Annotated in this window: 15 protein-coding genes and 14 tRNA genes; 16 read left to right on the top strand and 13 right to left on the bottom strand. The window is 61.4% G+C overall.

Annotated elements, in window-relative coordinates; all coding sequences use genetic code 11:
- Nucleotides 1–68 precede the first annotated feature (68 nt).
- The 4 genes from AB5Y95_RS11940 to AB5Y95_RS11955 all read right to left on the bottom strand — a co-directional run bounded on the left by AB5Y95_RS11940 (nt 69) and on the right by AB5Y95_RS11955 (nt 4,366).
- Nucleotides 69–1,346 carry an alpha/beta hydrolase gene (locus AB5Y95_RS11940; protein ID WP_368161170.1) on the bottom strand — a complete coding sequence of 426 codons (1,278 nt, stop codon included), beginning with the start codon at nt 1,344–1,346 and terminating at the stop codon, nt 69–71.
- Nucleotides 1,347–1,750: 404 nt separating this feature from the next.
- Nucleotides 1,751–1,826, bottom strand: a tRNA-Asn gene (locus AB5Y95_RS11945).
- A gap of 4 nt (nt 1,827–1,830) precedes the next feature.
- Nucleotides 1,831–1,906: transfer RNA gene (locus tag AB5Y95_RS11950), tRNA-Phe, on the bottom strand.
- A 183-nt stretch (nt 1,907–2,089) separates the two neighbouring features.
- Nucleotides 2,090–4,366 carry an immune inhibitor A domain-containing protein gene (locus AB5Y95_RS11955; protein ID WP_216973341.1) on the bottom strand — a complete coding sequence of 759 codons (2,277 nt, stop codon included), beginning with the start codon at nt 4,364–4,366 and terminating at the stop codon, nt 2,090–2,092.
- A 419-nt stretch (nt 4,367–4,785) separates the two neighbouring features.
- Here AB5Y95_RS11955 and rraB point away from each other — a divergent pair, with 419 nt between their 5' ends.
- Nucleotides 4,786–5,133 (top strand): ribonuclease E inhibitor RraB, encoded by a 348-nt coding sequence (gene rraB, locus AB5Y95_RS11960; RefSeq protein ID WP_080628938.1) that lies wholly within the window; start codon nt 4,786–4,788, stop codon nt 5,131–5,133.
- 80 nt (nt 5,134–5,213) lie between these two features.
- Here rraB and AB5Y95_RS11965 read toward each other — a convergent pair whose 3' ends face one another.
- Nucleotides 5,214–7,187, bottom strand: a complete 1,974-nt coding sequence (locus AB5Y95_RS11965; protein ID WP_124249685.1) for a bifunctional diguanylate cyclase/phosphodiesterase — start codon at nt 7,185–7,187, stop codon at nt 5,214–5,216.
- 171 nt (nt 7,188–7,358) lie between these two features.
- Between AB5Y95_RS11965 and AB5Y95_RS11970 the strand changes: the two genes are divergently transcribed.
- Nucleotides 7,359–7,853, top strand: a complete 495-nt coding sequence (locus tag AB5Y95_RS11970) for a hypothetical protein (protein ID WP_010633004.1) — start codon at nt 7,359–7,361, stop codon at nt 7,851–7,853.
- A 145-nt stretch (nt 7,854–7,998) separates the two neighbouring features.
- On the opposite strand, the gene AB5Y95_RS11975 is transcribed toward AB5Y95_RS11970, so the two are convergent.
- The 5 genes from AB5Y95_RS11975 to rsgA are packed head-to-tail and all read right to left on the bottom strand — an operon-like array spanning nt 7,999 to nt 10,836.
- Complete coding sequence (locus AB5Y95_RS11975; RefSeq protein ID WP_017788341.1) at nt 7,999–8,397, bottom strand: hypothetical protein; 399 nt, start codon at nt 8,395–8,397, stop codon at nt 7,999–8,001.
- A gap of 2 nt (nt 8,398–8,399) precedes the next feature.
- The gene (locus AB5Y95_RS11980; protein WP_005297812.1) at nt 8,400–8,651 is read right to left on the bottom strand and encodes a DUF2960 domain-containing protein; all 252 of its coding nucleotides are present in this window, start codon (nt 8,649–8,651) and stop codon (nt 8,400–8,402) included.
- 4 nt (nt 8,652–8,655) lie between these two features.
- A complete protein-coding gene (locus AB5Y95_RS11985; RefSeq protein ID WP_019839449.1) occupies nt 8,656–8,904 on the bottom strand; it encodes a VF530 family DNA-binding protein in 249 nt (82 codons plus the stop codon).
- The gene (asd, locus tag AB5Y95_RS11990; protein WP_219325204.1) at nt 8,901–9,773 is read right to left on the bottom strand and encodes an archaetidylserine decarboxylase; all 873 of its coding nucleotides are present in this window, start codon (nt 9,771–9,773) and stop codon (nt 8,901–8,903) included. Before asd ends, AB5Y95_RS11985 begins: the two co-directional genes overlap by 4 nt.
- A 28-nt stretch (nt 9,774–9,801) precedes the next feature.
- A complete protein-coding gene (gene rsgA, locus AB5Y95_RS11995; protein ID WP_041202860.1) occupies nt 9,802–10,836 on the bottom strand; it encodes a small ribosomal subunit biogenesis GTPase RsgA in 1,035 nt (344 codons plus the stop codon).
- Between the two features lie 91 nt (nt 10,837–10,927).
- Between rsgA and orn the strand changes: the two genes are divergently transcribed.
- The 8 genes from orn (at nt 10,928) to AB5Y95_RS12035 (ending at nt 12,361) form a co-directional block, all read left to right on the top strand.
- Nucleotides 10,928–11,473 (top strand): oligoribonuclease, encoded by a 546-nt coding sequence (gene orn, locus AB5Y95_RS12000; RefSeq protein WP_010633010.1) that lies wholly within the window; start codon nt 10,928–10,930, stop codon nt 11,471–11,473.
- 178 nt (nt 11,474–11,651) lie between these two features.
- Nucleotides 11,652–11,727: transfer RNA gene (locus AB5Y95_RS12005), tRNA-Gly, on the top strand.
- A gap of 36 nt (nt 11,728–11,763) precedes the next feature.
- Nucleotides 11,764–11,839: transfer RNA gene (locus AB5Y95_RS12010), tRNA-Gly, on the top strand.
- 32 nt (nt 11,840–11,871) lie between these two features.
- Nucleotides 11,872–11,947, top strand: a tRNA-Gly gene (locus AB5Y95_RS12015).
- Nucleotides 11,948–11,971: 24 nt separating this feature from the next.
- Nucleotides 11,972–12,047: transfer RNA gene (locus AB5Y95_RS12020), tRNA-Gly, on the top strand.
- A gap of 24 nt (nt 12,048–12,071) precedes the next feature.
- Nucleotides 12,072–12,147 (top strand) — tRNA-Gly (locus AB5Y95_RS12025).
- Between the two features lie 38 nt (nt 12,148–12,185).
- Nucleotides 12,186–12,261: transfer RNA gene (locus tag AB5Y95_RS12030), tRNA-Gly, on the top strand.
- 24 nt (nt 12,262–12,285) lie between these two features.
- Nucleotides 12,286–12,361, top strand: a tRNA-Gly gene (locus tag AB5Y95_RS12035).
- Nucleotides 12,362–12,919: 558 nt separating this feature from the next.
- On the opposite strand, the gene AB5Y95_RS12040 is transcribed toward AB5Y95_RS12035, so the two are convergent.
- The 3 genes from AB5Y95_RS12040 to AB5Y95_RS12050 form a co-directional block, all read right to left on the bottom strand.
- Nucleotides 12,920–13,129 (bottom strand): cold-shock protein, encoded by a 210-nt coding sequence (locus tag AB5Y95_RS12040; protein ID WP_005297820.1) that lies wholly within the window; start codon nt 13,127–13,129, stop codon nt 12,920–12,922.
- 272 nt (nt 13,130–13,401) lie between these two features.
- Entirely contained in the window at nt 13,402–14,070 is a 669-nt protein-coding gene (locus AB5Y95_RS12045) for a LysM-like peptidoglycan-binding domain-containing protein (protein ID WP_005297821.1), read from the bottom strand.
- 98 nt (nt 14,071–14,168) lie between these two features.
- Nucleotides 14,169–16,271: a methyl-accepting chemotaxis protein gene (locus AB5Y95_RS12050; protein WP_368161174.1), complete on the bottom strand. Its 2,103-nt coding sequence runs from the start codon at nt 16,269–16,271 to the stop codon at nt 14,169–14,171.
- Between the two features lie 261 nt (nt 16,272–16,532).
- On the opposite strand from AB5Y95_RS12050, the gene gltX reads away from it, so the two are divergent.
- From gltX to AB5Y95_RS12080, 6 genes are all read left to right on the top strand, one after another.
- Entirely contained in the window at nt 16,533–17,948 is a 1,416-nt protein-coding gene (gltX, locus tag AB5Y95_RS12055) for a glutamate--tRNA ligase (RefSeq protein ID WP_042051024.1), read from the top strand.
- Nucleotides 17,949–18,185: 237 nt separating this feature from the next.
- A tRNA-Ala gene (locus AB5Y95_RS12060) sits at nt 18,186–18,261 on the top strand.
- Nucleotides 18,262–18,289: 28 nt separating this feature from the next.
- Nucleotides 18,290–18,365, top strand: a tRNA-Ala gene (locus AB5Y95_RS12065).
- Nucleotides 18,366–18,428: 63 nt separating this feature from the next.
- A tRNA-Ala gene (locus AB5Y95_RS12070) sits at nt 18,429–18,504 on the top strand.
- Nucleotides 18,505–18,552: 48 nt separating this feature from the next.
- A tRNA-Ala gene (locus tag AB5Y95_RS12075) sits at nt 18,553–18,628 on the top strand.
- A 34-nt stretch (nt 18,629–18,662) separates the two neighbouring features.
- Nucleotides 18,663–18,738 (top strand) — tRNA-Ala (locus AB5Y95_RS12080).
- The last annotated feature ends 42 nt before the right edge of the window (nt 18,739–18,780 follow it).

Consider the following 18,780-nt stretch of genomic DNA (forward strand, 5'->3'; position numbering starts at 1 on the left):
AGGGGGCGGGGCGGCTCATGGGCCGCCCTCGATATTGTCGTCTTGCTGCGGGCGCGAGCCCGGCGGGATCAGCGATCCCGATTCATGCGGATGAGCCGGTCCAGGATCTGCTCGCCATCGACCCGCAGGCCGTTGTGCTCGTACTCGTTGGTGATCCAGGCGCGGCTGTTGCCAAGCCCCTTGAGGGTGTCGCGGCTGTAGTCGAACTCCACGTACATGTCCTCGGCATAGACGGCGCAGGCCACCGGCACTCGGTTGCGGGCCAGCTGCGCCGGGTCGTAGAGGGGGCCCCAGTCCGCCTTCTGGGCCAGCAGGTGAGCGGCCTCCTTCAGCGGGATGAGCTCGCGGAACTGCTCGAACATCCAGGGGAAGATCATCTCGCCGGTGAAGGCGAAATCCTTGCCCGGCGTCCAGGCCAGGGCCGGGAACTCGCCCCTGACCCGCTCGGCCGCCCAGTTGCTGGCGCTCCCTTCGCAATAGATGGACTCGTGCAGGATGGCGAACACCGGGTTGGTGTTGAACGGCTGCATCGCCTGCAGCTGATAGAGGAAGGCGGGGTTGAGCCGCTCGCCGATGAAGGCGTCCTCCAGCAGGTAGTAGAGCTCCTCGAAGGCGCCGCTGGCACCCAGATCCAGCCCCTGCTGCTGCAACTGCTCCACCGTCAGGCGCTGGCCGTTGGGCAGGCGCACCTCGTGACTGTGCAGGTGGTTGGCCAGCCGGTTGGCGATGGCCTGGGCATGGGGGAAGCGGGCGAAGAAGGCGCGGTTCTTGTCTGCCACCCGCTGGTAGGTGGCGCGGTAGACCTCGTCTGCGCTGCGACCGATGGGGGCCACCCCGCCGGTGAGGTAGACCTCGTGCAGGCTGTCGGGGAACAGGGAGAGGTAGGTGAGGCTGCAAAAGCCGCCGAAGCTCTGGCCGAGCAGGCTCCAGGGGCGACCCGGGCTCAGCACTTCGCGAACGTACTCGGCGTCGCGCACTATGCTGTCGGCGCGAAAATGGCCGAGATACTCCGCCTGTTGCCGGCCAGTGAGCTGGGCCAGCGCCTTGGCGCTGATGGGGCTGGAGTGACCGGTGCCGCGCTGATCGAGCAGCAGCACCCGAAACTCCTGCAGGGCCCGCTTTATCCAGCCGCTGGCGGCGGTCGGGCGCGGGGCACCAAAGCCGGGTCCACCCTGCAGGAACAGCAGCCAGGGCAGATCGTCGTGCAGCTTGTCTTTGCGGCAGAGGGTGCGGCCGAACAGGGTGAGGGTCTCCTCCTCATCCGGTCGCTGGTGGTCGAGGGGCACGGTGAAGAAGCGGGGCTCGCAATGGATGCCGTCCAGCACGTAACGCAACGGGCTGCTCATCTGGGGTCTCCCTGAGGGTAGGAAAATCGTCGGCCTCATCATAGCCCTGGCGCAGGAGCGGGTCACGCCGGTTTTCCAAATTGTTAACATTGTTGCCAAGTGAAAACGGGGGGCCGCAGGGTGATGAATTTATTGTCGGCAAGGGAGTTGACGGTGGCGTGCCGGCTGCACAAAGATGGCTCGCCTGCCGACGGGGCAGGGGTCGTAACAGGATGAGGTGGGCGCGATGAAGCCTGGGTGGAGACGATTGCGCAAAAAAGAGAAACGGGTGAACCCGGAGGGTGTGCTGCAGACCGGCTTGTTGCTGTTCAGTGCCACCTGCGGCGCGACCCTGCTGCTGGCAACCTGCAACGGCAGCTGACCGGAATGAAAAAAGCCCGCTCGATGAGCGGGCTTTTCAAATTTGGCTCCTCCTACTGGACTTGAACCAGTGACATACGGATTAACAGTCCGCCGTTCTACCGACTGAACTAAGGAGGAATTGTGGTGCCCAGAGACGGAATCGAACCGCCGACACGGGGATTTTCAATCCCCTGCTCTACCGACTGAGCTATCTGGGCAACGGCGCGCATTAAACCCTTTCTGAACGGATGTGTCAACCGCAGGGTGCAGATAGTCGTATCGTTCGCTCGACAAGTGAGCAATCAGGGTGTTTGTTGTGCGGTTTGGCCTGTTCTCATCCTGGGCGGCAGGTCGGCAGATGAAAAAAGGGGCCCTGGGGCCCCTTGTCATGGCTGTCGTGCTCAGTGGCGGCTGACGATGATCCGTCCGGTACTCATGTCACGGGCCTGACCGGTGACGCTGATCTTGAGCCCGTACTCGGGCAGCAGGCGACCGGCATCCGGGATCTCCTTGCTCTGGTAGCTGCGGGAATCCTTGAACACCCGGTTCGGGGTGATCCAGAAGTCGCGCAGCAGGGAGCCGCTCGGGTGCTTGAGGTTGAGCGGCTGCTGGAAGCCCAGGCTGAAGGTGGCGTCGTGGATCTGGTAGCGGGTACCGGCCACGGCGCCGTCGCTCCACTTGAGGGTGCGCTGATCCGCATCCACCACCCCGAGGAAGCCCTCACCCGGGTGGACTCCCACCCAGTTGTTGACCTGGCTGTTGTCCACGTACCAGAGCAGCATGCCCGGCTCGTAGCGCATCAGCTGGTCGGCCACGTTGATGTGGGCCAGTCCCTTGTCCACTCCCGCATGGTTGCGCCACTCGGCCAGGTAGTAGTGATCCTTGGCCTCGTTGCCGTCGCTCTTCACGAAGCCGGCGAGGGTGAAGGGGGAGTTGCCCTCGGCACCGTCGCTCAGCAGGGTGTCGCCATCGGCGAGGATCTGCAGCTCGTCCACGAACAGCCCGTTCTCGGCCACGCCGCCGTCGCTCAGGTATTGCAGGGTCAGAGTGACCTGCTGACCGGCCCAGGGGGTGAGGTCGAACTCGGCATCGGTCCAGCCATTGGAGTTGCCGGTGATGCCAACCCCGAAGCCGACCCCGTTGGGATCGTCACTGGTGGTCAGGTTGCCCGCGATGGGCTGGCCGTTGACCAGCACCCTGGCGTAGTCGTACCCCTCTTCAATTTGATACCAGGCCTTGAAGTTGAGGCTGGCGCTCTGTTTGCCGCTCAGATCCAGCTTGAGGCTCATGCGGTTGTCGAGGTTGTTGCCCTTGCCGCCGTGATACTCGTACTGGCCGGCGTAGGGCGGGTTGAGCGGGATCTGCTTGGCCGGCAGGTTGATGCGCACCACGTCGTCGTTGCGCCCCTTGTCGTTGGCCTGATCCAGCATGTAGACGTTGCCGCGCGGGCTGAGATCGGCGAGCTGCACATTGCTGCCGTGCAGCCAGTTGCCGCCGAGGGAGGCCTGCAGGAACTCCTTGGCCCAGGCGGAGAACCCGGTCGGCTCGGTGCCGCCGATGACCCCGGCCCAGGAGCCTGAGGACATGATGGACCAGGTCGCCACCGGTTCGCCCTTGCCGGTGTACTTGGTGTCGTACTCGTCCGGCAGCCCCAGATCGTGGCCATATTCGTGGGCACAGACCCCGGCCGCCGCATCGATGGGCTGGATGGTGTAGTCGTAGGCGGCAAACTTGCCACCGAAGTTCTGGCTCGGGCTGCTGGTGCCCGGGATGGGGTAGGGGGCACCCAGGTTCCAGCGGTGCGCCCAGATGGCGTCTTCGCCGAGATCGCCGCCACCGGCCTCCTCGCCGACGCTGGAGTGGAAGATCATCAGGTGGTCGATGAGGCCGTCCGGCTCGTCCCGGTTGCCGTTGCCGTTGAGATCGTAGCGATCCTCCTGGTCAAACTCGGACAGATCGATGGAGGGGTCGCCCGCCACCTGGATCAGCGCCTCCTTCACCAGCTCCCGGATGGTGTTAGGGGTAGCGTTGGCGCCGTAGTAGGCGGCGTTCTTGCTGGCGGTATACCAGCCCGCCACCTGGCCGCGCACGCTGTAGCTCTTGCCTGACTGCTGCTCGTAGAACTGGCGCATGGAGATGAACTGCTCGCCGTTCGGGCCGGCATAGCCCTTGGACGAGAACAGCAGGTCGTTGTAGTGCTCCGGGGTGTAATCCGGGTAGTACATCTTGGTGAGCTCGGGGCGGATGCTGTTCTTCGGGTAGTCGGGGAAGTCCACCAGGATGGCGAGGATCTTGTCCTTGCGCATCTTGCCCTGGTAGTGCTCCCGCTCGATGGACTTGAGCAGCAGAGTGGGCACCCGATCGCCAGGACGGGCGGTGCCGTTGAGGCGGATCTTCTTGAGGATGGTCTCGCGCACCTTGCCCTCTTTCACCGCCAGGGTACCGCTGTTGCCCTGATAGGCCCGCGACTTCTCGCGATAGTAGCTGGTGAGGGCCGCCTGCTCCTGCTCGGGGGAGGCCAGGGTCGGGATGCGGCCGCTCTTCTTGAGCATCTCCAGCACCTTCACCTCATCGGCCAGGGGGGCATCGAACGGACCGTGGACCGGGGCGGCCATGGCGTGGTTTCCAATCATAAGGGTTGAGCCGACAAGCAGGCTCATTATTGTTTTTTTAGGCATTATCTATGTGCTCCTTCACATGATAAAAAGGGAGCCTCACTGGCTCCTCTTTCCGTACGGGCGATGGATTGCCCGCGTCCCTTGATACACTCCGTGGATGGCCTTGTCACCGTCGCGCTGCTGGTGGATCCTGCTGATTTCAAACGGCTTGCTGGCGCTGTCGCGTGGTTTTTACACATTCGAGCAAAGCTCCATATGGAGCAATCCTGTTTTGGCGGCAGATTACCCTTTATTAACCTTTTGTGATGGCACCCCATTTGGGGTGGCTGCCGACGACGGCTTATCTTGGTCTGCCGCATTGAGCCGGATGGGCTGTGCGAGTATGCTTTGCCGCAACCGGGCCTGCGGGGCGGCAGATGGCCGAGATGGCACCGTCCGCGCTGGCATTTGATAACAACACAGTCGCATCTGGGGTTAATATGAGTCTTGATATGCAAGAGTGGCGCGAAGAGACCACCGCCATCGTCAACGAGTTGCTGGCCGATGGCAGCAACCCGGATCTGGAGTACGAGATTGAGCACCACTTTGCCTGCCAGGATTTCGATCTGCTGGAGAAGGCGGCGGTCGACCTGTTCAAGGCCGGTTTCGAAGTGACCGATGCCGAAGAGATGGAGCTGGATGATGGCGCCACCATCTTCTGCTTCGACGCCACCGTCGAGTGCAAGCTGGACATCGAGACCATAGTGGCGGACATCGCCACCATGCTGCCCATCCTCGAAAAATACGGCGTGGACTACGACGGCTGGGGCACCTACTTCCAGGAGTAAGTGCGACAGGTCAAGTGTGCCGGTGCGCACCGTCTGCAGAAACAACAAGCCACCCTCGGGTGGCCTTGTTGTTGTGAGCATCACTCCTGCGGCAGCTGGTAGCAACGGGCAAACTCGGCGGGGGGCAGCGGGCGGCTGAACAGGTAGCCCTGCAACCGGTCGCAGCCGGCCTGCACCAGCCACGCCTGCTGCTCTTGCGTCTCCACCCCTTCGGCGGTGATCTTGATGCCGAGCTCGTGGCCCAGCCCGATGACGGAGCGCACGATGGCGGTGGTGGCCTGGTTGGTGACCAGCTCCTGCGTGAAGCTCTTGTCTAGCTTGAGGGTCGCTACCTGCAGCCGTGGCAGATAGGCCAGACTGCAGTAGCCGGTGCCGAAGTCGTCGATGGCGAGCTGAAAGCCCGCCTCGATCAGGCAGGCCAGGTTGCTCTCTATCTCGTCGGCGTTCTCCATCAGCACCCCTTCGGTGATCTCCAGCTCCAGCTGCCAGGGGGCGAGGCCGTGACGTTCGATGCAGGCGAAGATCTGCGGGCAGAGCTCGGGATCGCGAAATTGCAGCGGCGACAGGTTGATGGAGAGCACCAGCTCCGGCGCATCGGCCTGCCAGCGGGCCAGCTGGGCGCAGCCCTGCTCCAGCATGTGGCAGCCGAGCAGGCCGATGAGTCCCAGCTCCTCCGCCAGCGGGATGAACTCGTCCGGCGAGATCATGCCGAGCTCGGGATGGGGCCAGCGGCAGAGCAGCTCGGCCCCGTGCAGCTGACTGGTGCGGGTGCTGATGATGGGCTGGTAGACGGCGGTCAGCTGGCCGGACTTGATGGCGAGCGGCAACTGGGCCGCGATGAGCTGACGACGCTTGAGCTTGGCATCGAGTTCGGGGTCGAACAGGGTGCAGTGCTGCTGCTGGCGTTTGCCCTGGGCCAGGGCGGCCTCGGCGTGGCTCAGCAGCCGTTCGGCGTCGTTGGCCTTGCCGTGGGCGATGCCGAGGAACACCGGTATCTGGATCCTGTGCTCTTCAACCTGGTAGGGGACCATCAGCGCTCCCTGCAGACGAGCGCTCCAGTTGGCCAGCGGCTCGTTCAGTTCAGGCAGCAACATGGCGAAATCGTCGGCGGCCACCCGGCACACCAGCGACTGGGGCGGGGCCAGCTGCTGCAGGCGACGGGCCACCTGGCTGAGCAGGCGGTCGGCGACCCGGATGCCGAAGCGGTCGTTGATCTCGCGAAAGTGTTGCAGGTCGACCAGCACCAGGCTCGCCTTGCGAGCGCCGAGGTGACGGCTGGTCTGCAGAAAGTGGGAGAGCTTGAGCAGGCCGGTCAGGCTGTCGTAGTGCTGCTCCTGCTGCAACTGGGCCTGGGTGGTGCGCAGCCCGGTGATGTCGCGGCTCAGGGTGAGGATGCCGAGGGAGTTGCCCTCGTCGTCCGGTACCTCGACCCGGGTCACCTCCAGATGGCGGCCCTGGCCGTTGGCATCCACCAGGCAGTATTCACCCCGTCCCATCGGCAGCTCGGTGGAGAGGCGGTGAGCCACCCGCTGGCCGAGCGCCTCGCTGGCCGCCATCCCCATGAAGTCGAGAAAGGCCTGGTTGCAGTCGATCAGCAGCCCCTGATGGTCTTCCAGCCGGATCGGATCCGGGATGGCGTCCAGCAGGCGGCGTTGCAGCAGCTGCTGCTGGCGAAAGGTCTGCTCCAGCTCCTTGCGCTGATCTATCTCGTTGACCATGCCAAACAGGGCCACCGGCTTGCCCTGCTCGTCGTAGAGCGGGATCTTGTGGATCTCCATCCAGCTGGTGGCGTCGCCGTTGTTGCAGTGCAACTGCTGATAGAGCAGGGGTTTACCCTCCGCCAGCAGGCGCAGATCCTCTTCCCGAAAGATGTCGCCCCAGGGCATGTCGGCATCCGTCTTGCCGACGAGATCCGCCGGCAGCGGCAGACCCGCCTGCTCCGTGAAGGCACGGTTGGCAAACAGGTAGCGCCCATCCGTATCCCGGCAGAAGATATTCATGGGTAGCTGGTCGATGATCTGCTGCAGCAGGGGCAGGGTGAGCAAGGAGTTCACACAGACACTCACGGGGGAAATTTCGAGCAAATCTATGATAGCAGGCTGGTTTTGTAAAGCTTGGGTTAAGGCTGACTCATTTCTGCCGATCCCTGCTGACAGTCTGTGTCGCTGCCGCCATAATAGCCGCCGGTCGGCCTAGGGCCGGATTATATGGATGAGAGAAGCAGCATGAAAAAGATAGTGGGAGTAGCACTGGCCCTGTTGATGGCCGGTTGTGCCAGCGACAACAATGGCGGCGAGCAGTACCGCTATACCCCGCCGGTAGCCAAGGCGACCAACAACACCCAGGAGATGCAGATCCCGGTGGATCTGGTGTGGGCCCGCGCCGAGAAGTGGTTTGGCGATCACGGCCTTAACATCGAAAACAGCCAGCGTGGCTCCGGCCTGATGACCGCCAACGTCGAGAATTCGGCCGACGGTCTGGAGTGGCTGGATTGCGGTACCATGGGCTCCAAGGTCGCACTGGGCAACCCCAACCTGCAGATCAACCTGATCATCACCCAGAGCGGCAACAACAGCGTGGCCACCGTCAACGTCAAGGGCAACACCCAGCTCTACTTCGTCGAGTCCTCCGGCGAGCGGGTACCGGCCCCCTCCATCACCCCGGTGTGCGTCTCTCGCGGCAGCCTGGAACAGAGCCTGTTCTCCACCCTCGCCAACTAAGGTTGCGCCGAGTGCCAGCAAAAACCCCGTTGCCTGCAACGGGGTTTTTTGTTTCCGGCCTGGTGGAAGGGGACATGTGGGCCGCTGTTGATAGCCGCAAAAAACAACCCCCGGCAGGGCCGGGGGCTGGATAGAGTCGGGTGACTCAGCGGGCGACGTCGCCGTGAAACAGCGTCTGCTCGCCGGCTTTGAGCACATACCCCTTCCACGGGAAGAGGGTGTAGCCGCTGCCTTGCCACGACCAGTTGCCCTCTGCGCCTTGGCGGGTGAGCAGGTGTTGCTCGCCGCTCGGCAGGGTCAGCTCGGCCTGGCTCTGATCGGCGTTGAACAGCACGAAGGCGCTGCTGGTCTGGCCGGCATCGGTCGGATTGAGCCGGATGCCCTGCTCGAACAGCCGTACGCACTGCCTGGTCAGGGCTGACCACTGATAACCGGCGCTGGCACGGCAGCCGTGGACATCCTGATCATTGCCGACCAGGTGTTGTTCCGGGGTACTGCAGGCCGCCAGCAGCAGGGAGGCGGCCATCAGGGTCAAGGTACGCATGGTTACTCCTTGGCATCCCGCTCGATGACGATGTTGGAGAAGCCCAGCTCCTTGAAGTAGTTCTCCCGGTAATCCTTCACGCTCTTCTTGTCGCGCCGGCATACCTGGGCCAGCTGCTCCTCCATGGCGTGGAAGCTGGTCAGGTTGATCCCTTCGGCAGCGGCAATGGCATCGTAGATGCTGTTGAACTTGTCGTTGGCGTAGCCGATCTCTTTGGTTTTCTTGCCGTAGGTGTAGGTAATCTTGAACGCCATGGCGTTATTCCTTTGCTTTGGCCTGCTTGCGCTGGACGTACAGATAGAGGCTCTCGACCTTTTCCCGTGCCCAGGGAGTTTTTCGCAAGAATTTCAGGCTGGATTTGATGCTGGGATCCTGGGTAAAGCAGCGGATATTGATCTCCTGCCCCAGTTTTTCCCAGCCGTAGTGTTCGACCAGGGCGGTGACGATGGCCTCCAGCGTCAGCCCGTGCAGCGGGTTGTTCTTCTGGGAAGCGGGTTGATCGCTCATGCCTGCTCCGCCAGCTTGGCAAAGGGCTGGCCCATGCGGGTGGTAACCCCGTTGGCCAGATGGGGTTCGAAACCGGCCAGCATGCCCGGACCAAACAGGCAGACCACGGTACTGCCCAGCTTGAACAGCCCCATCTCGGCGCCTTTTTGCAGGGTGATGGCCTCATCGCCTGTGTAGTCCCAGCGCACCACCTTCTTCTCTTTGGTCGGCGCTATGTTGCCGGCCCAGATGGTCTCGATGCTGGCCACGATAGTGGCACCGACCAGCACCAGCGCCATGGGGCCGTGCGGGGTGCGGAAGGTGGCCACCACCCGCTCGTTGCGGGCAAACAGGTTGGGCACGTTCTCGGCGGTGAGCGGGTTGACGGAGAAGAGATCCCCCGGCACGAACACCATGCTCTCCAGCACGCCGTCCAGCGGCATGTGAATGCGGTGATAATCCTTGGGCGCCAAGTAGATGGTGGCAAAGTCGCCATCCTTGAACGGCGCCACCAGATCCTCATAACCGCCCAGCAGCTCGCGGGCGCTGTAGTCGTGGCCCTTGGCCTGAATGATGCGACCCTGCCGGATCGGACCGAGCTGGCTGACGGTGCCATCCACCGGCAGGGCCAGGGTCATGGCGTCTTCCACCAGGGGGCGAATACCGGGCTTGAGCTCGCGGGTGAAGAACTCGTTGAAGCTCTTGTAGTGGGCCGGGCTTTCGTGCAGCGCCTCGCTCATGTCGACCTGGTACTGCTTGATAAAGGCCTCGATCACCTTGGTGGTGAGGTTGCCCGCTTCGGCGGCGGCAAGCTTGCCCACCAGGCGGGAGAGGGCGTGTTTGGGCAGACAGTATTGACCGGCAATTTTCAGGTTGTCAGTAATGCTCATGTTCATCATCAACGTAGGTTAAACAGGGTCACAGGCGTGCCTGTTGGCGACCGTGACGGGCTTCCTGCATGGTTTCCAGGATGCGGTGATAGTTGTGGAAGCGATCGGCGCTGATGGCGCCTGCTTCGACCGCGGCGCGCAGGGCGCAGCCGGGATCGTCCTTGTGGGTACAGTCGCGGAACTTGCAACCGCCCAGATAATCGCGGAACTCGACGAAGCACCAGGTGATGCGGTCGGCCTCCAGATGCCAGAGGGCGAACTCGCGGATCCCGGGGGAGTCGATGAGATCGCCGCCGCTCGGGAAGTGGTAGAGCCGCGCCGTGGTGGTGGTGTGCTGGCCGAGCCCCGAGTTCTCGGAGATCTCGCCGGTGAGCACATCCAGCCCCGGCATCAGGGCATTGGTGAGGGACGACTTGCCGACCCCGGACTGGCCGACGAAGATGCTGATCTTGTCGGTCAGGGCGGCTTTCAGCTCATCGAGCCCTTCGCCGCTCTCGCAGCTCACCAGCAGTACCTCGTAATTGAGCTTGCGGTAGGTTTCGAGCTGGCGCTCGATGCGGGCGCGGGCGGCATCATCGAGCATGTCGACCTTGTTCAGCACGATGAGGGGGCGGATCTCCACATCCTCGGCGGCCACCAGATAGCGGTCGACGATGTTGGTGGAGAACTCGGGCATCACCGCCGAGACGATGATGATCTGGTCGATGTTGGCGGCGATGGGTTTGACCCCGTCGTAGAAGTCCGGCCGGGTCAGCACCGAGTGACGCGGGTGCACCGCCTCGATGACGCCGGCGGTCGCGGCATTGAGGCCGGGACGCCACACCACCTTGTCGCCGCACACCAGGCTGCTGATGCTGCTGCGCCGCAGGTTGCTGCGGTGGATGGTGCCATCGCTCGCCTCGACGTCTGCATGCTGACCAAAACGGCTGATCACCACCCCTTCGATGGCCGGCCCGAACAGGGTGTCATCCACCTCTGTGGTGTGCTCTTTTTGCAGCCGACGCTCGCGGTTGGCCTGGACGCGCCTTTGTTGACCCAGATTGAGTTTTGCTTTCTTTGCCACTCGATTCGCCAGTTTATGAACAGATCCAAAGCCAGTATGATACATGCAAATTGGCAAAATTCCGCCATTCCTCCCAATAGAGAGAGCAATCATGACAGTCAGCGCGCAGAACCTGGTATGGATCGACATGGAGATGACGGGCCTTGACCCTGAAGAAAACGTGGTACTGGAGATTGCCACCATCGTCACCGACAAGGACCTGAACGTGCTGGCCGAAGGGCCGGTCATCGCCATTCACCAGAGCGACGAAGAGCTGGCCAAGATGGACGACTGGAACGTCAACACCCACACCAAGAGCGGTCTGGTGGCCCGGGTCAAGGCGAGCCAGCACGACGAGGCGAAAGCCGTCGCCGAGACCCTCGACTTCATTCGCCAGTGGGTGCCGGAGCGCACCAGCCCGCTGTGCGGCAACAGCATCGGCCAGGATCGCCGCTTCATGGTCAAGCACATGAGCGATCTGGAAGCCTTCTTCCACTATCGCAACGTCGATGTCAGTACCATCAAGGAGCTGGTACGCCGCTGGCAGCCGGAGCTGCTGGATCAGTTCAAGAAGAGCGGTACCCACCAGGCGCTGGACGACATCCGCGAATCCATTGCCGAGCTGCAGTTTTACCGCAGCCACGTCTTCAAGATCTGACGCCCAGGCAAGGGATTGCCCCGCTCTGGTTGCTAAAATCGACAGTTCGACCAGCTTTTGAGCGAACGCGCGCAACCAGACAAAAAAGCCCTTGCAATTGGAATGACTGCTCTTATAATTCGGCTCCCGTACAGTAGCGCAAGCAACCAAATGCTGTACGGCCTGTTTTAAGGCAGTTGCGGGAATAGCTCAGTTGGTAGAGCACGACCTTGCCAAGGTCGGGGTCGCGAGTTCGAGTCTCGTTTCCCGCTCCAAAATCTGATGATGACACTGGTGCAAACCAGCCCGATGCGGGAATAGCTCAGTTGGTAGAGCACGACCTTGCCAAGGTCGGGGTCGCGAGTTCGAGTCTCGTTTCCCGCTCCAATCATCAGCCAGCCTCAAGACAACCTAATGTTGCGGGAATAGCTCAGTTGGTAGAGCACGACCTTGCCAAGGTCGGGGTCGCGAGTTCGAGTCTCGTTTCCCGCTCCAAAAATTTGTAAGTGATATTCCGATGCGGGAATAGCTCAGTTGGTAGAGCACGACCTTGCCAAGGTCGGGGTCGCGAGTTCGAGTCTCGTTTCCCGCTCCAATCACTTGCAGATGACATCCTGTTGCGGGAATAGCTCAGTTGGTAGAGCACGACCTTGCCAAGGTCGGGGTCGCGAGTTCGAGTCTCGTTTCCCGCTCCAAACAGTTTCTAGTAGATATGTGTAAGTGACATTCCGTTGCGGGAATAGCTCAGTTGGTAGAGCACGACCTTGCCAAGGTCGGGGTCGCGAGTTCGAGTCTCGTTTCCCGCTCCAATCACTTGCAAATGACATCCTGTTGCGGGAATAGCTCAGTTGGTAGAGCACGACCTTGCCAAGGTCGGGGTCGCGAGTTCGAGTCTCGTTTCCCGCTCCAATCTCTCTTTAAATTCAATCTCTCTTTAAATTCAATCTCTTTCCCCCTAAGCTCACAAATCCAGTTTCTCAACACAATAGCTGCCACATCCTGTTGGTGGTAGAGCATGATCCACGCTTGCCAAGGCTGGGGTTGCGAGTTCGAGTCTTGTTTCCCGCTCCAATCTCTCTTCAAATTCAATCTCTCTTCAAATTCAATCTCTCTCCCCCAAGTTCACGAATCCAGTTGCTCAACACAATCTCTGCCACATTCAGTTGGTAGAGCATGATCCGCGCTTGCCGAGGCTGAGGTCGCGAGTTCGAGTCTCGTTTCCCGCTCCAATCTCTCTTAGAAGTCCTCACCATCCATTTGAATTGTCCATTACATCGCGCTGCGATGATTTGTCGTATCCGGCGTTCAGCCAGATCAAAGCCATATTTGCTGTACTCGTGTCGTACGCAAGGGCGGGAAGGGCTGTTGCTGCTGCGGGCAGGTTGATGATCGTGGCGGGGAAGGGGAAATGGCAGGCAAAAAAATAGGAGGGGCGATGGCTCCTCCTACCGGCTCACTGGCGCTGGCTTAGATAACGGTAACGTTCTCAGCCTGAGGACCTTTTTTGCCCTGGGTCACAGTGAACTGTACTTTTTGACCTTCAGCCAGGGTCTTGAAACCGGCGCTCTGGATGGAGGAGAAGTGAACGAAAACGTCCGGTCCCTGGGATTGCTCGATAAAGCCAAAACCCTTGGTCTCATTGAACCATTTTACTTGGCCGGTGCGAATGTCAGACATGTGGTAAGTCCTATCTATAACAAAATGAAACTAAGCCTGGTTGGGCCGCATTTGCCTAGAAAGCAGGGGTTGAAGCATGACTGACCACGTCAATTTGTCCCAGTAGCATGTAGCACAATCCCTGTCTAAAGCACAAACGATTGTACGTGAGCACGATCCCTTGTCAATTTGGCACTTTTCATTTTTTGAGCAAGCTAAAAATATTGTGAAGTCAGTAGCTTGTTTCACGGGAACCGGTCAAAAAAACGGGAGGCGCCAGGCCTCCCGTTTCATCACTCCTTGAGGGCGAACCCTTCGCCCTGTCGGTCATAGCGATAGATGGCCTGACCGTAGGAGCGGATCTCGACCCGCTGGATGCGGCGGGTGTCGTCCACCAGGATAAAGATGGCTCGACCAGACTGCAGGCGGGTCAGCGGGCGATCAGGCCCTTCAATGGCAATGAGGCGGCTCAACTCGGCGCCCGGCAGCTCGAACTTGCGGAAGATGGAGTAGAGGGTCTCGCCGGCCTGCACATCGTGTTGCAGCCAGGTGCCGTTGACCTTCTCTTCCACCGGTTTGGCCGCGGCAGGGGCATTGCCGCTGGCGCCGTTGCCCACGGTGAGGGCCTGGGCCGGTACGGCGATGGGCACCGTCAGCGAACCGGACGGCGCCGCCTTGGGTTCGGTCGGGGCGGGTTCCCAGGCCAGTACCAGCAGCCAGAGCGGGATCAGGATCAGCAGCCCTATGGTGTGCTTGCGGGGCAGCGGGCTGGCCAGTTTGAACTTGCCAGTCCTGGGTTCCTGGCCGCGCTGGCCAAGTCCGCTCATGCCCTGACCGATGCGTTGGCGCAGGGGCAGGGTAGCGGCATTGATACGATGGAGCAGGGATCCTTGTGATTCGTCTTGGCGACGCTGCTGGGCTCGTCTGTTGTGGCCACGGGGGCGACGGTCCGGGGTGGGCACGGCATTTACCTCTCACTACATTGCCTGCCATCAGGCAAATTCGTGCCTATGGTAAACGGACTCGCCCCCGAGGGGGAGAGTCATGACCGTGAAAATTATCAGCTGAGACGAAATTGTCCCAACAATTGCTGTAAACGCTCGGCCGCCTGACGCAATGCCTGGCTGGCTTTGGCCGTCTCGGTGGCATCCTGGGCGATGTCGTTGGCCAGTGCGTTGGTTTTTGACAGATTGCCGGAGACGGTCTCGGAGACCGAGCTCTGCTCCTCGGCGGCGGAGGCGATCTGGTAGGTCATGTCGTTGATGGTGGAGATGGCCTGATAGATGCTGCCGAGCGCCTCTTCCGCCAGATCCGCTTCCCCCACCGCCTGGTGGGTCAGCTGCTGGCTCTGGTTGATGGCGTTGACCGCGTTGGCCGAGCTGTGGCGGATCTTCTCGATCAGCTCCTGGGTATTCTGTACCGCCTGCTGGGTGTTGCCCGCCAGCTTGCGCACCTCGTCGGCCACCACCGCAAAGCCGCGCCCCTGCTCGCCGGCCCGGGCCGCCTCGATGGCCGCGTTGAGCGCCAGCAGGTTGGTCTGATCGGCGATCCCCTGAATGACGGTGAGGATGCTGGTGATCTGCTCGCTGTCGTGAGCCAGCCCTTCCACCACTTCGGCGCCCTTGCCGGCTTCGGCGGCCACCTTGTGCATCGACTGGATCACCTGCTGGAAGCGTACCTTGCCCTGATCCGCCGCACCCTGAGCCTGTTTGGCGGAGTCGGCGGTGTTGTTGGCGTGGGTCGCCACCTCCTGGCTGACGTAGGACATCTCCTGCACCGCGGTCAGCATCTGTTCCATCTCCGCCTGGTGGTGCTGCAGGTTGTTGTCGGTCTGGCCGGCGATGCGGTCGGTGTCGCCGGCGTGACGGTTCACCTCGCTGGCGGTCTTGAGCACATCCCCCAGCAGCACCTGCAGCTTGTCGATGAAGCGGTTGATGCCCTTGGCCAAATCCCCCAATTCATCCTGGGACTGGGTATTGAGCCGCTTGGTGAGATCCCCCTCGCCATCGGCGATGTCATCCACCAGGCTCACCATCTGGCGGATGGGGCCTGTGATGCTGCGGGCAATGACCAGCATGGTGGCCAGCGCCAGCACCAGCACGACGACGGCGCCCACCAGTTGCTGGGTCATGGCGGCCCGGTTCATGTCGCCCAGCTGGGCTTCCAGCTGGTCGGCTCCGGCCAACACCACCTTGTAGGGCAGGGTGACGATGATGGCCCAGTTGCGGCTCATGCCCGGCACCGCGATGGGCACCGAGATCCGGAACGCATCGTCGAGCTCCTGGCGCTGTACCTCGGGTTTGAGGTACTGCTGCCAGCCGTTGCCGAGCAGCTTGTCGGCGCGGCTGCCGAGCAGGCTGGCATCGCCGCTGGTGCCGGTGATGACGCCGGCGGCGCTGACGATCAGGGTCTCGCCCTTGCCGTCATAGATGTTGCTGTTGAGGGACTGGGCCTGACGGCTGATGGAGTCCACCGCCAGATCGAGCGCGGCGATCCCCTTGAACTGGCCGCCCACCATGATGGGGGTAGTGATGGTGCTCACCAGCACCTGCTGGCCGTTGATGTCCACCTTGAAGGGGTCGATGAGGCAGGAGCGCCCCTCCCGTTTCGGGCAGGCGTAGTAGTCGTTGGCCGGATTGCCGAATTCATCCGGATCGCTCTTCTCGATGGAGAGCAGCAAATCGGTGCCGACCTGGTCTTTGTCACGATAGAAGTAGGGGACGAAGCGCCCCTTGCTGTCGCTGCCCAGCGCCGTCTGGCCGGCAAAGCTGGTGTCCTGGCCGTCGAAGCCGTTGGGCTCGAAGCCGGCGAAGGCGCCGTAGAGCTGGGGTTCGAGGGCGAGCTGGGCCTTGAGCAGGTCGGTGGCCTGCTGTCGATCCAGCGGCAGCTTGCCCTCCTGCTGCAGGGCGAGGGCGCTGGCCATCTGCTGGGTATAGGAGAGCCCCTTTTGCAGCAGTTGGGTGATGGTGGCGGCCTCGGCACGGGCGTTGGCGCTGACCTTCTGCCAGGCCTCCTGCTGCAGGGCGGCGCGGCTGGAGCTGATGGTCAGCTTCTGGGTCTGTTGACCCGAGTACTGGTTGAGCAGGATCAAGATGACCAGGGCGGTGGTCATGGCGATCCCGGCCATCACCAGAATGCGATTCTGGATAGAACGGAACTGCATCGTCTCTTCCTTGTTGGTGAGCGTTATTTGAATATCGGCCGGAGGAGGCAGCTCTCCAACACTTTGCATAGCAAATAGGAAACGGGGATTTTGTTTTGCGATCCCCTTCAAACATCAGGTGGCAAGGGGGCGGACCGGTGCTTTGTTCCCCCTACTTTGGCTCGTGGCAGCGCCATGGTTTTCCCATCCGTCACTGTCGGTGCTAAAATGCGACGGTTTTTTTAACGAATTGGCCCAAGGCCCTCTACACAAGGCTTAAAGATGAAAGTCAAAACCCGTTTTGCTCCCAGCCCGACCGGCTTTTTGCATGTCGGCGGTGCCCGTACCGCACTCTATTCCTGGTTGTTTGCAAAGAACCAGGGCGGTGAGTTCGTGCTGCGTATCGAGGATACCGACCTGGAACGTTCCACTCAGGAGGCCATCGACGCCATCATTGAGGGCATGGAATGGCTGGAGCTGAACTGGGATGAGGGCCCCTACTACCAGACCAAGCGTTTCGATCGCTACAACGGTCTGATCGACGAGATGCTGGCAGACGGCCGCGCCTACAAGTGCTACTGCTCCAAGGAGCGGCTGGAAGCGTTGCGCGAAGGCCAGATGGCCAACGGCGAGAAGCCCCGCTATGACGGCAAGTGCCGTGATCACGCCCACGATCATCCGGCCGATGCGCCCCACGTCATCCGTTTCCGCAACCCCACCGAAGGTTCCGTGGTGTTCGATGACCACGTCCGTGGCCGCATCGAGTTCGCCAACACCGAGCTGGACGATCTGATCATCCGCCGTACCGACGGCGCGCCGACCTACAACTTCTGCGTGGTGGTCGATGACTGGGATATGGAGATCACCCACGTGGTGCGTGGCGAAGACCACATCAACAACACCCCGCGCCAGATCAACATCTACAAGGCGCTGAACGCGCCGGTGCCGGAGTTTGCCCACGTCTCCATGATCCTGGGTGACGACGGCGCCAAGCTCTCCAAGCGCCACGGTGCTGTCTCCGTGATGCAGTACCGCGACGACGGCTACCTGCCGGAAGCGCTGCTGAACTATCTGGTGCGTCTGGGCTGGTCCCACGGCGATCAGGAGATCTTCAGCCTGGAGGAGATGATCAAGCTGTTCAGCCTGGACGCCATCTCCAAGTCTGCCTCCGCCTTCAACACCGACAAGCTGCTGTGGCTGAACAACCACTACATGCGCAGCCTGGATCCGGCCTATGTGGCCAAGCATCTGGCCTGGCACATGGAAAACCAGAAGATTGACACCAGCAAGGGCCCATCACTGCCAGAAGTTGTCACTCTGCTGGCCGAGCGCTGCAATACCCTGGTGGAGATGGCCGCCCAGAGCCGCTATCTGTTTGAAGAGTACGAAGCGATCGACGAAGCGGCTGCCAAGAAGCACCTGCGCGGCGTCGCCGCCGAGCCGCTGACCCTGGCCAAGGCCAAGCTGGCTGCCCTGGAAACCTGGACCACCGAAGCGCTGCACGAGCTGATTGAAGCCACTGCTGCCGAGCTGGGTCAGGGCATGGGCAAGGTCGGCATGCCGCTGCGCGTAGCCGTCACCGGGCTGGGTCAGTCCCCTGGCATTGACGCCGTGATGGCGCTGGTGGGCAAGGAGCGAGTGCTGGCCCGTATCGACCGCGCTTTGGCGTATATCGAAGCGCGCATGGCCGCCGAATAAGCGCCAATCATTGCTTGAAAAAGGGCTCCCGTGCGGGGGCCCTTTGTTTTTGGTCAAGGGCAGGTTTTGTGACATAAAACAGCGAGATAGCTGTGCCATTGCCGGTTAAATCGGCTAACTGCTTGAATTTTGACTAAACGCGCGAATCGCCGTTATTTTTGGGTTGACAGCAAAGCGGCCGGTGCCTATCATGCGCCTCCGTTGCCAGAGATAACTTTGGTAGCGCCGAGGTGAGTTGGGGTTATAGCTCAGCTGGGAGAGCGCTTGCATGGCATGCAAGAGGTCCGCGGTTCGATCCCGCGTAGCTCCACCAAATTCTCCTCGAACAATCTGGAATCCAAGGGGTTATAGCTCAGCTGGGAGAGCGCTTGCATGGCATGCAAGAGGTCCGCGGTTCGATCCCGCGTAGCTCCACCAGGTTCCTGATTGAAATGAAGTGCCCAGGGCAGTGCGGTGTGTATCACCCAAGCCGACCTTTGTGGGGTTATAGCTCAGCTGGGAGAGCGCTTGCATGGCATGCAAGAGGTCCGCGGTTCGATCCCGCGTAGCTCCACCATTATTTAGGATGATTGGCCGCCAGAACCATTCATTCAGTACCGAATTTGGGGTTATAGCTCAGCTGGGAGAGCGCTTGCATGGCATGCAAGAGGTCCGCGGTTCGATCCCGCGTAGCTCCACCAAATTCAGAGTGACTCAACGTCACTCACACACATCGGGGTTATAGCTCAGCTGGGAGAGCGCTTGCATGGCATGCAAGAGGTCCGCGGTTCGATCCCGCGTAGCTCCACCATCTTTCGTAACGAAAGTAGAAAAGGCCACCGCACTGCGGTGG

This window comes from Aeromonas sp. R5-3, assembly GCF_040908225.1.
Classification (GTDB): domain Bacteria; phylum Pseudomonadota; class Gammaproteobacteria; order Enterobacterales; family Aeromonadaceae; genus Aeromonas; species Aeromonas dhakensis.

What these genes read in the sequence shown, in the direction of transcription:
- AB5Y95_RS11970 (WP_010633004.1), top strand. Translation starts at nt 7,359, where the DNA reads ATGAAAAAGATAGTGGGAGTAGCACTGGCCCTGTTGATGGCCGGTTGT.
- AB5Y95_RS11955 (WP_216973341.1), bottom strand. Translation starts at nt 4,366, where the DNA reads ATGCCTAAAAAAACAATAATGAGCCTGCTTGTCGGCTCAACCCTTATG.
- AB5Y95_RS12050 (WP_368161174.1), bottom strand. Translation starts at nt 16,271, where the DNA reads ATGCAGTTCCGTTCTATCCAGAATCGCATTCTGGTGATGGCCGGGATC.
- AB5Y95_RS11975 (WP_017788341.1), bottom strand. Translation starts at nt 8,397, where the DNA reads ATGCGTACCTTGACCCTGATGGCCGCCTCCCTGCTGCTGGCGGCCTGC.
- AB5Y95_RS11980 (WP_005297812.1), bottom strand. Translation starts at nt 8,651, where the DNA reads ATGGCGTTCAAGATTACCTACACCTACGGCAAGAAAACCAAAGAGATC.
- rraB (WP_080628938.1), top strand. Translation starts at nt 4,786, where the DNA reads ATGAGTCTTGATATGCAAGAGTGGCGCGAAGAGACCACCGCCATCGTC.
- gltX (WP_042051024.1), top strand. Translation starts at nt 16,533, where the DNA reads ATGAAAGTCAAAACCCGTTTTGCTCCCAGCCCGACCGGCTTTTTGCAT.
- orn (WP_010633010.1), top strand. Translation starts at nt 10,928, where the DNA reads ATGACAGTCAGCGCGCAGAACCTGGTATGGATCGACATGGAGATGACG.
- AB5Y95_RS11940 (WP_368161170.1), bottom strand. Translation starts at nt 1,346, where the DNA reads ATGAGCAGCCCGTTGCGTTACGTGCTGGACGGCATCCATTGCGAGCCC.
- asd (WP_219325204.1), bottom strand. Translation starts at nt 9,773, where the DNA reads ATGAGCATTACTGACAACCTGAAAATTGCCGGTCAATACTGTCTGCCC.
- AB5Y95_RS11985 (WP_019839449.1), bottom strand. Translation starts at nt 8,904, where the DNA reads ATGAGCGATCAACCCGCTTCCCAGAAGAACAACCCGCTGCACGGGCTG.
- AB5Y95_RS12040 (WP_005297820.1), bottom strand. Translation starts at nt 13,129, where the DNA reads ATGTCTGACATTCGCACCGGCCAAGTAAAATGGTTCAATGAGACCAAG.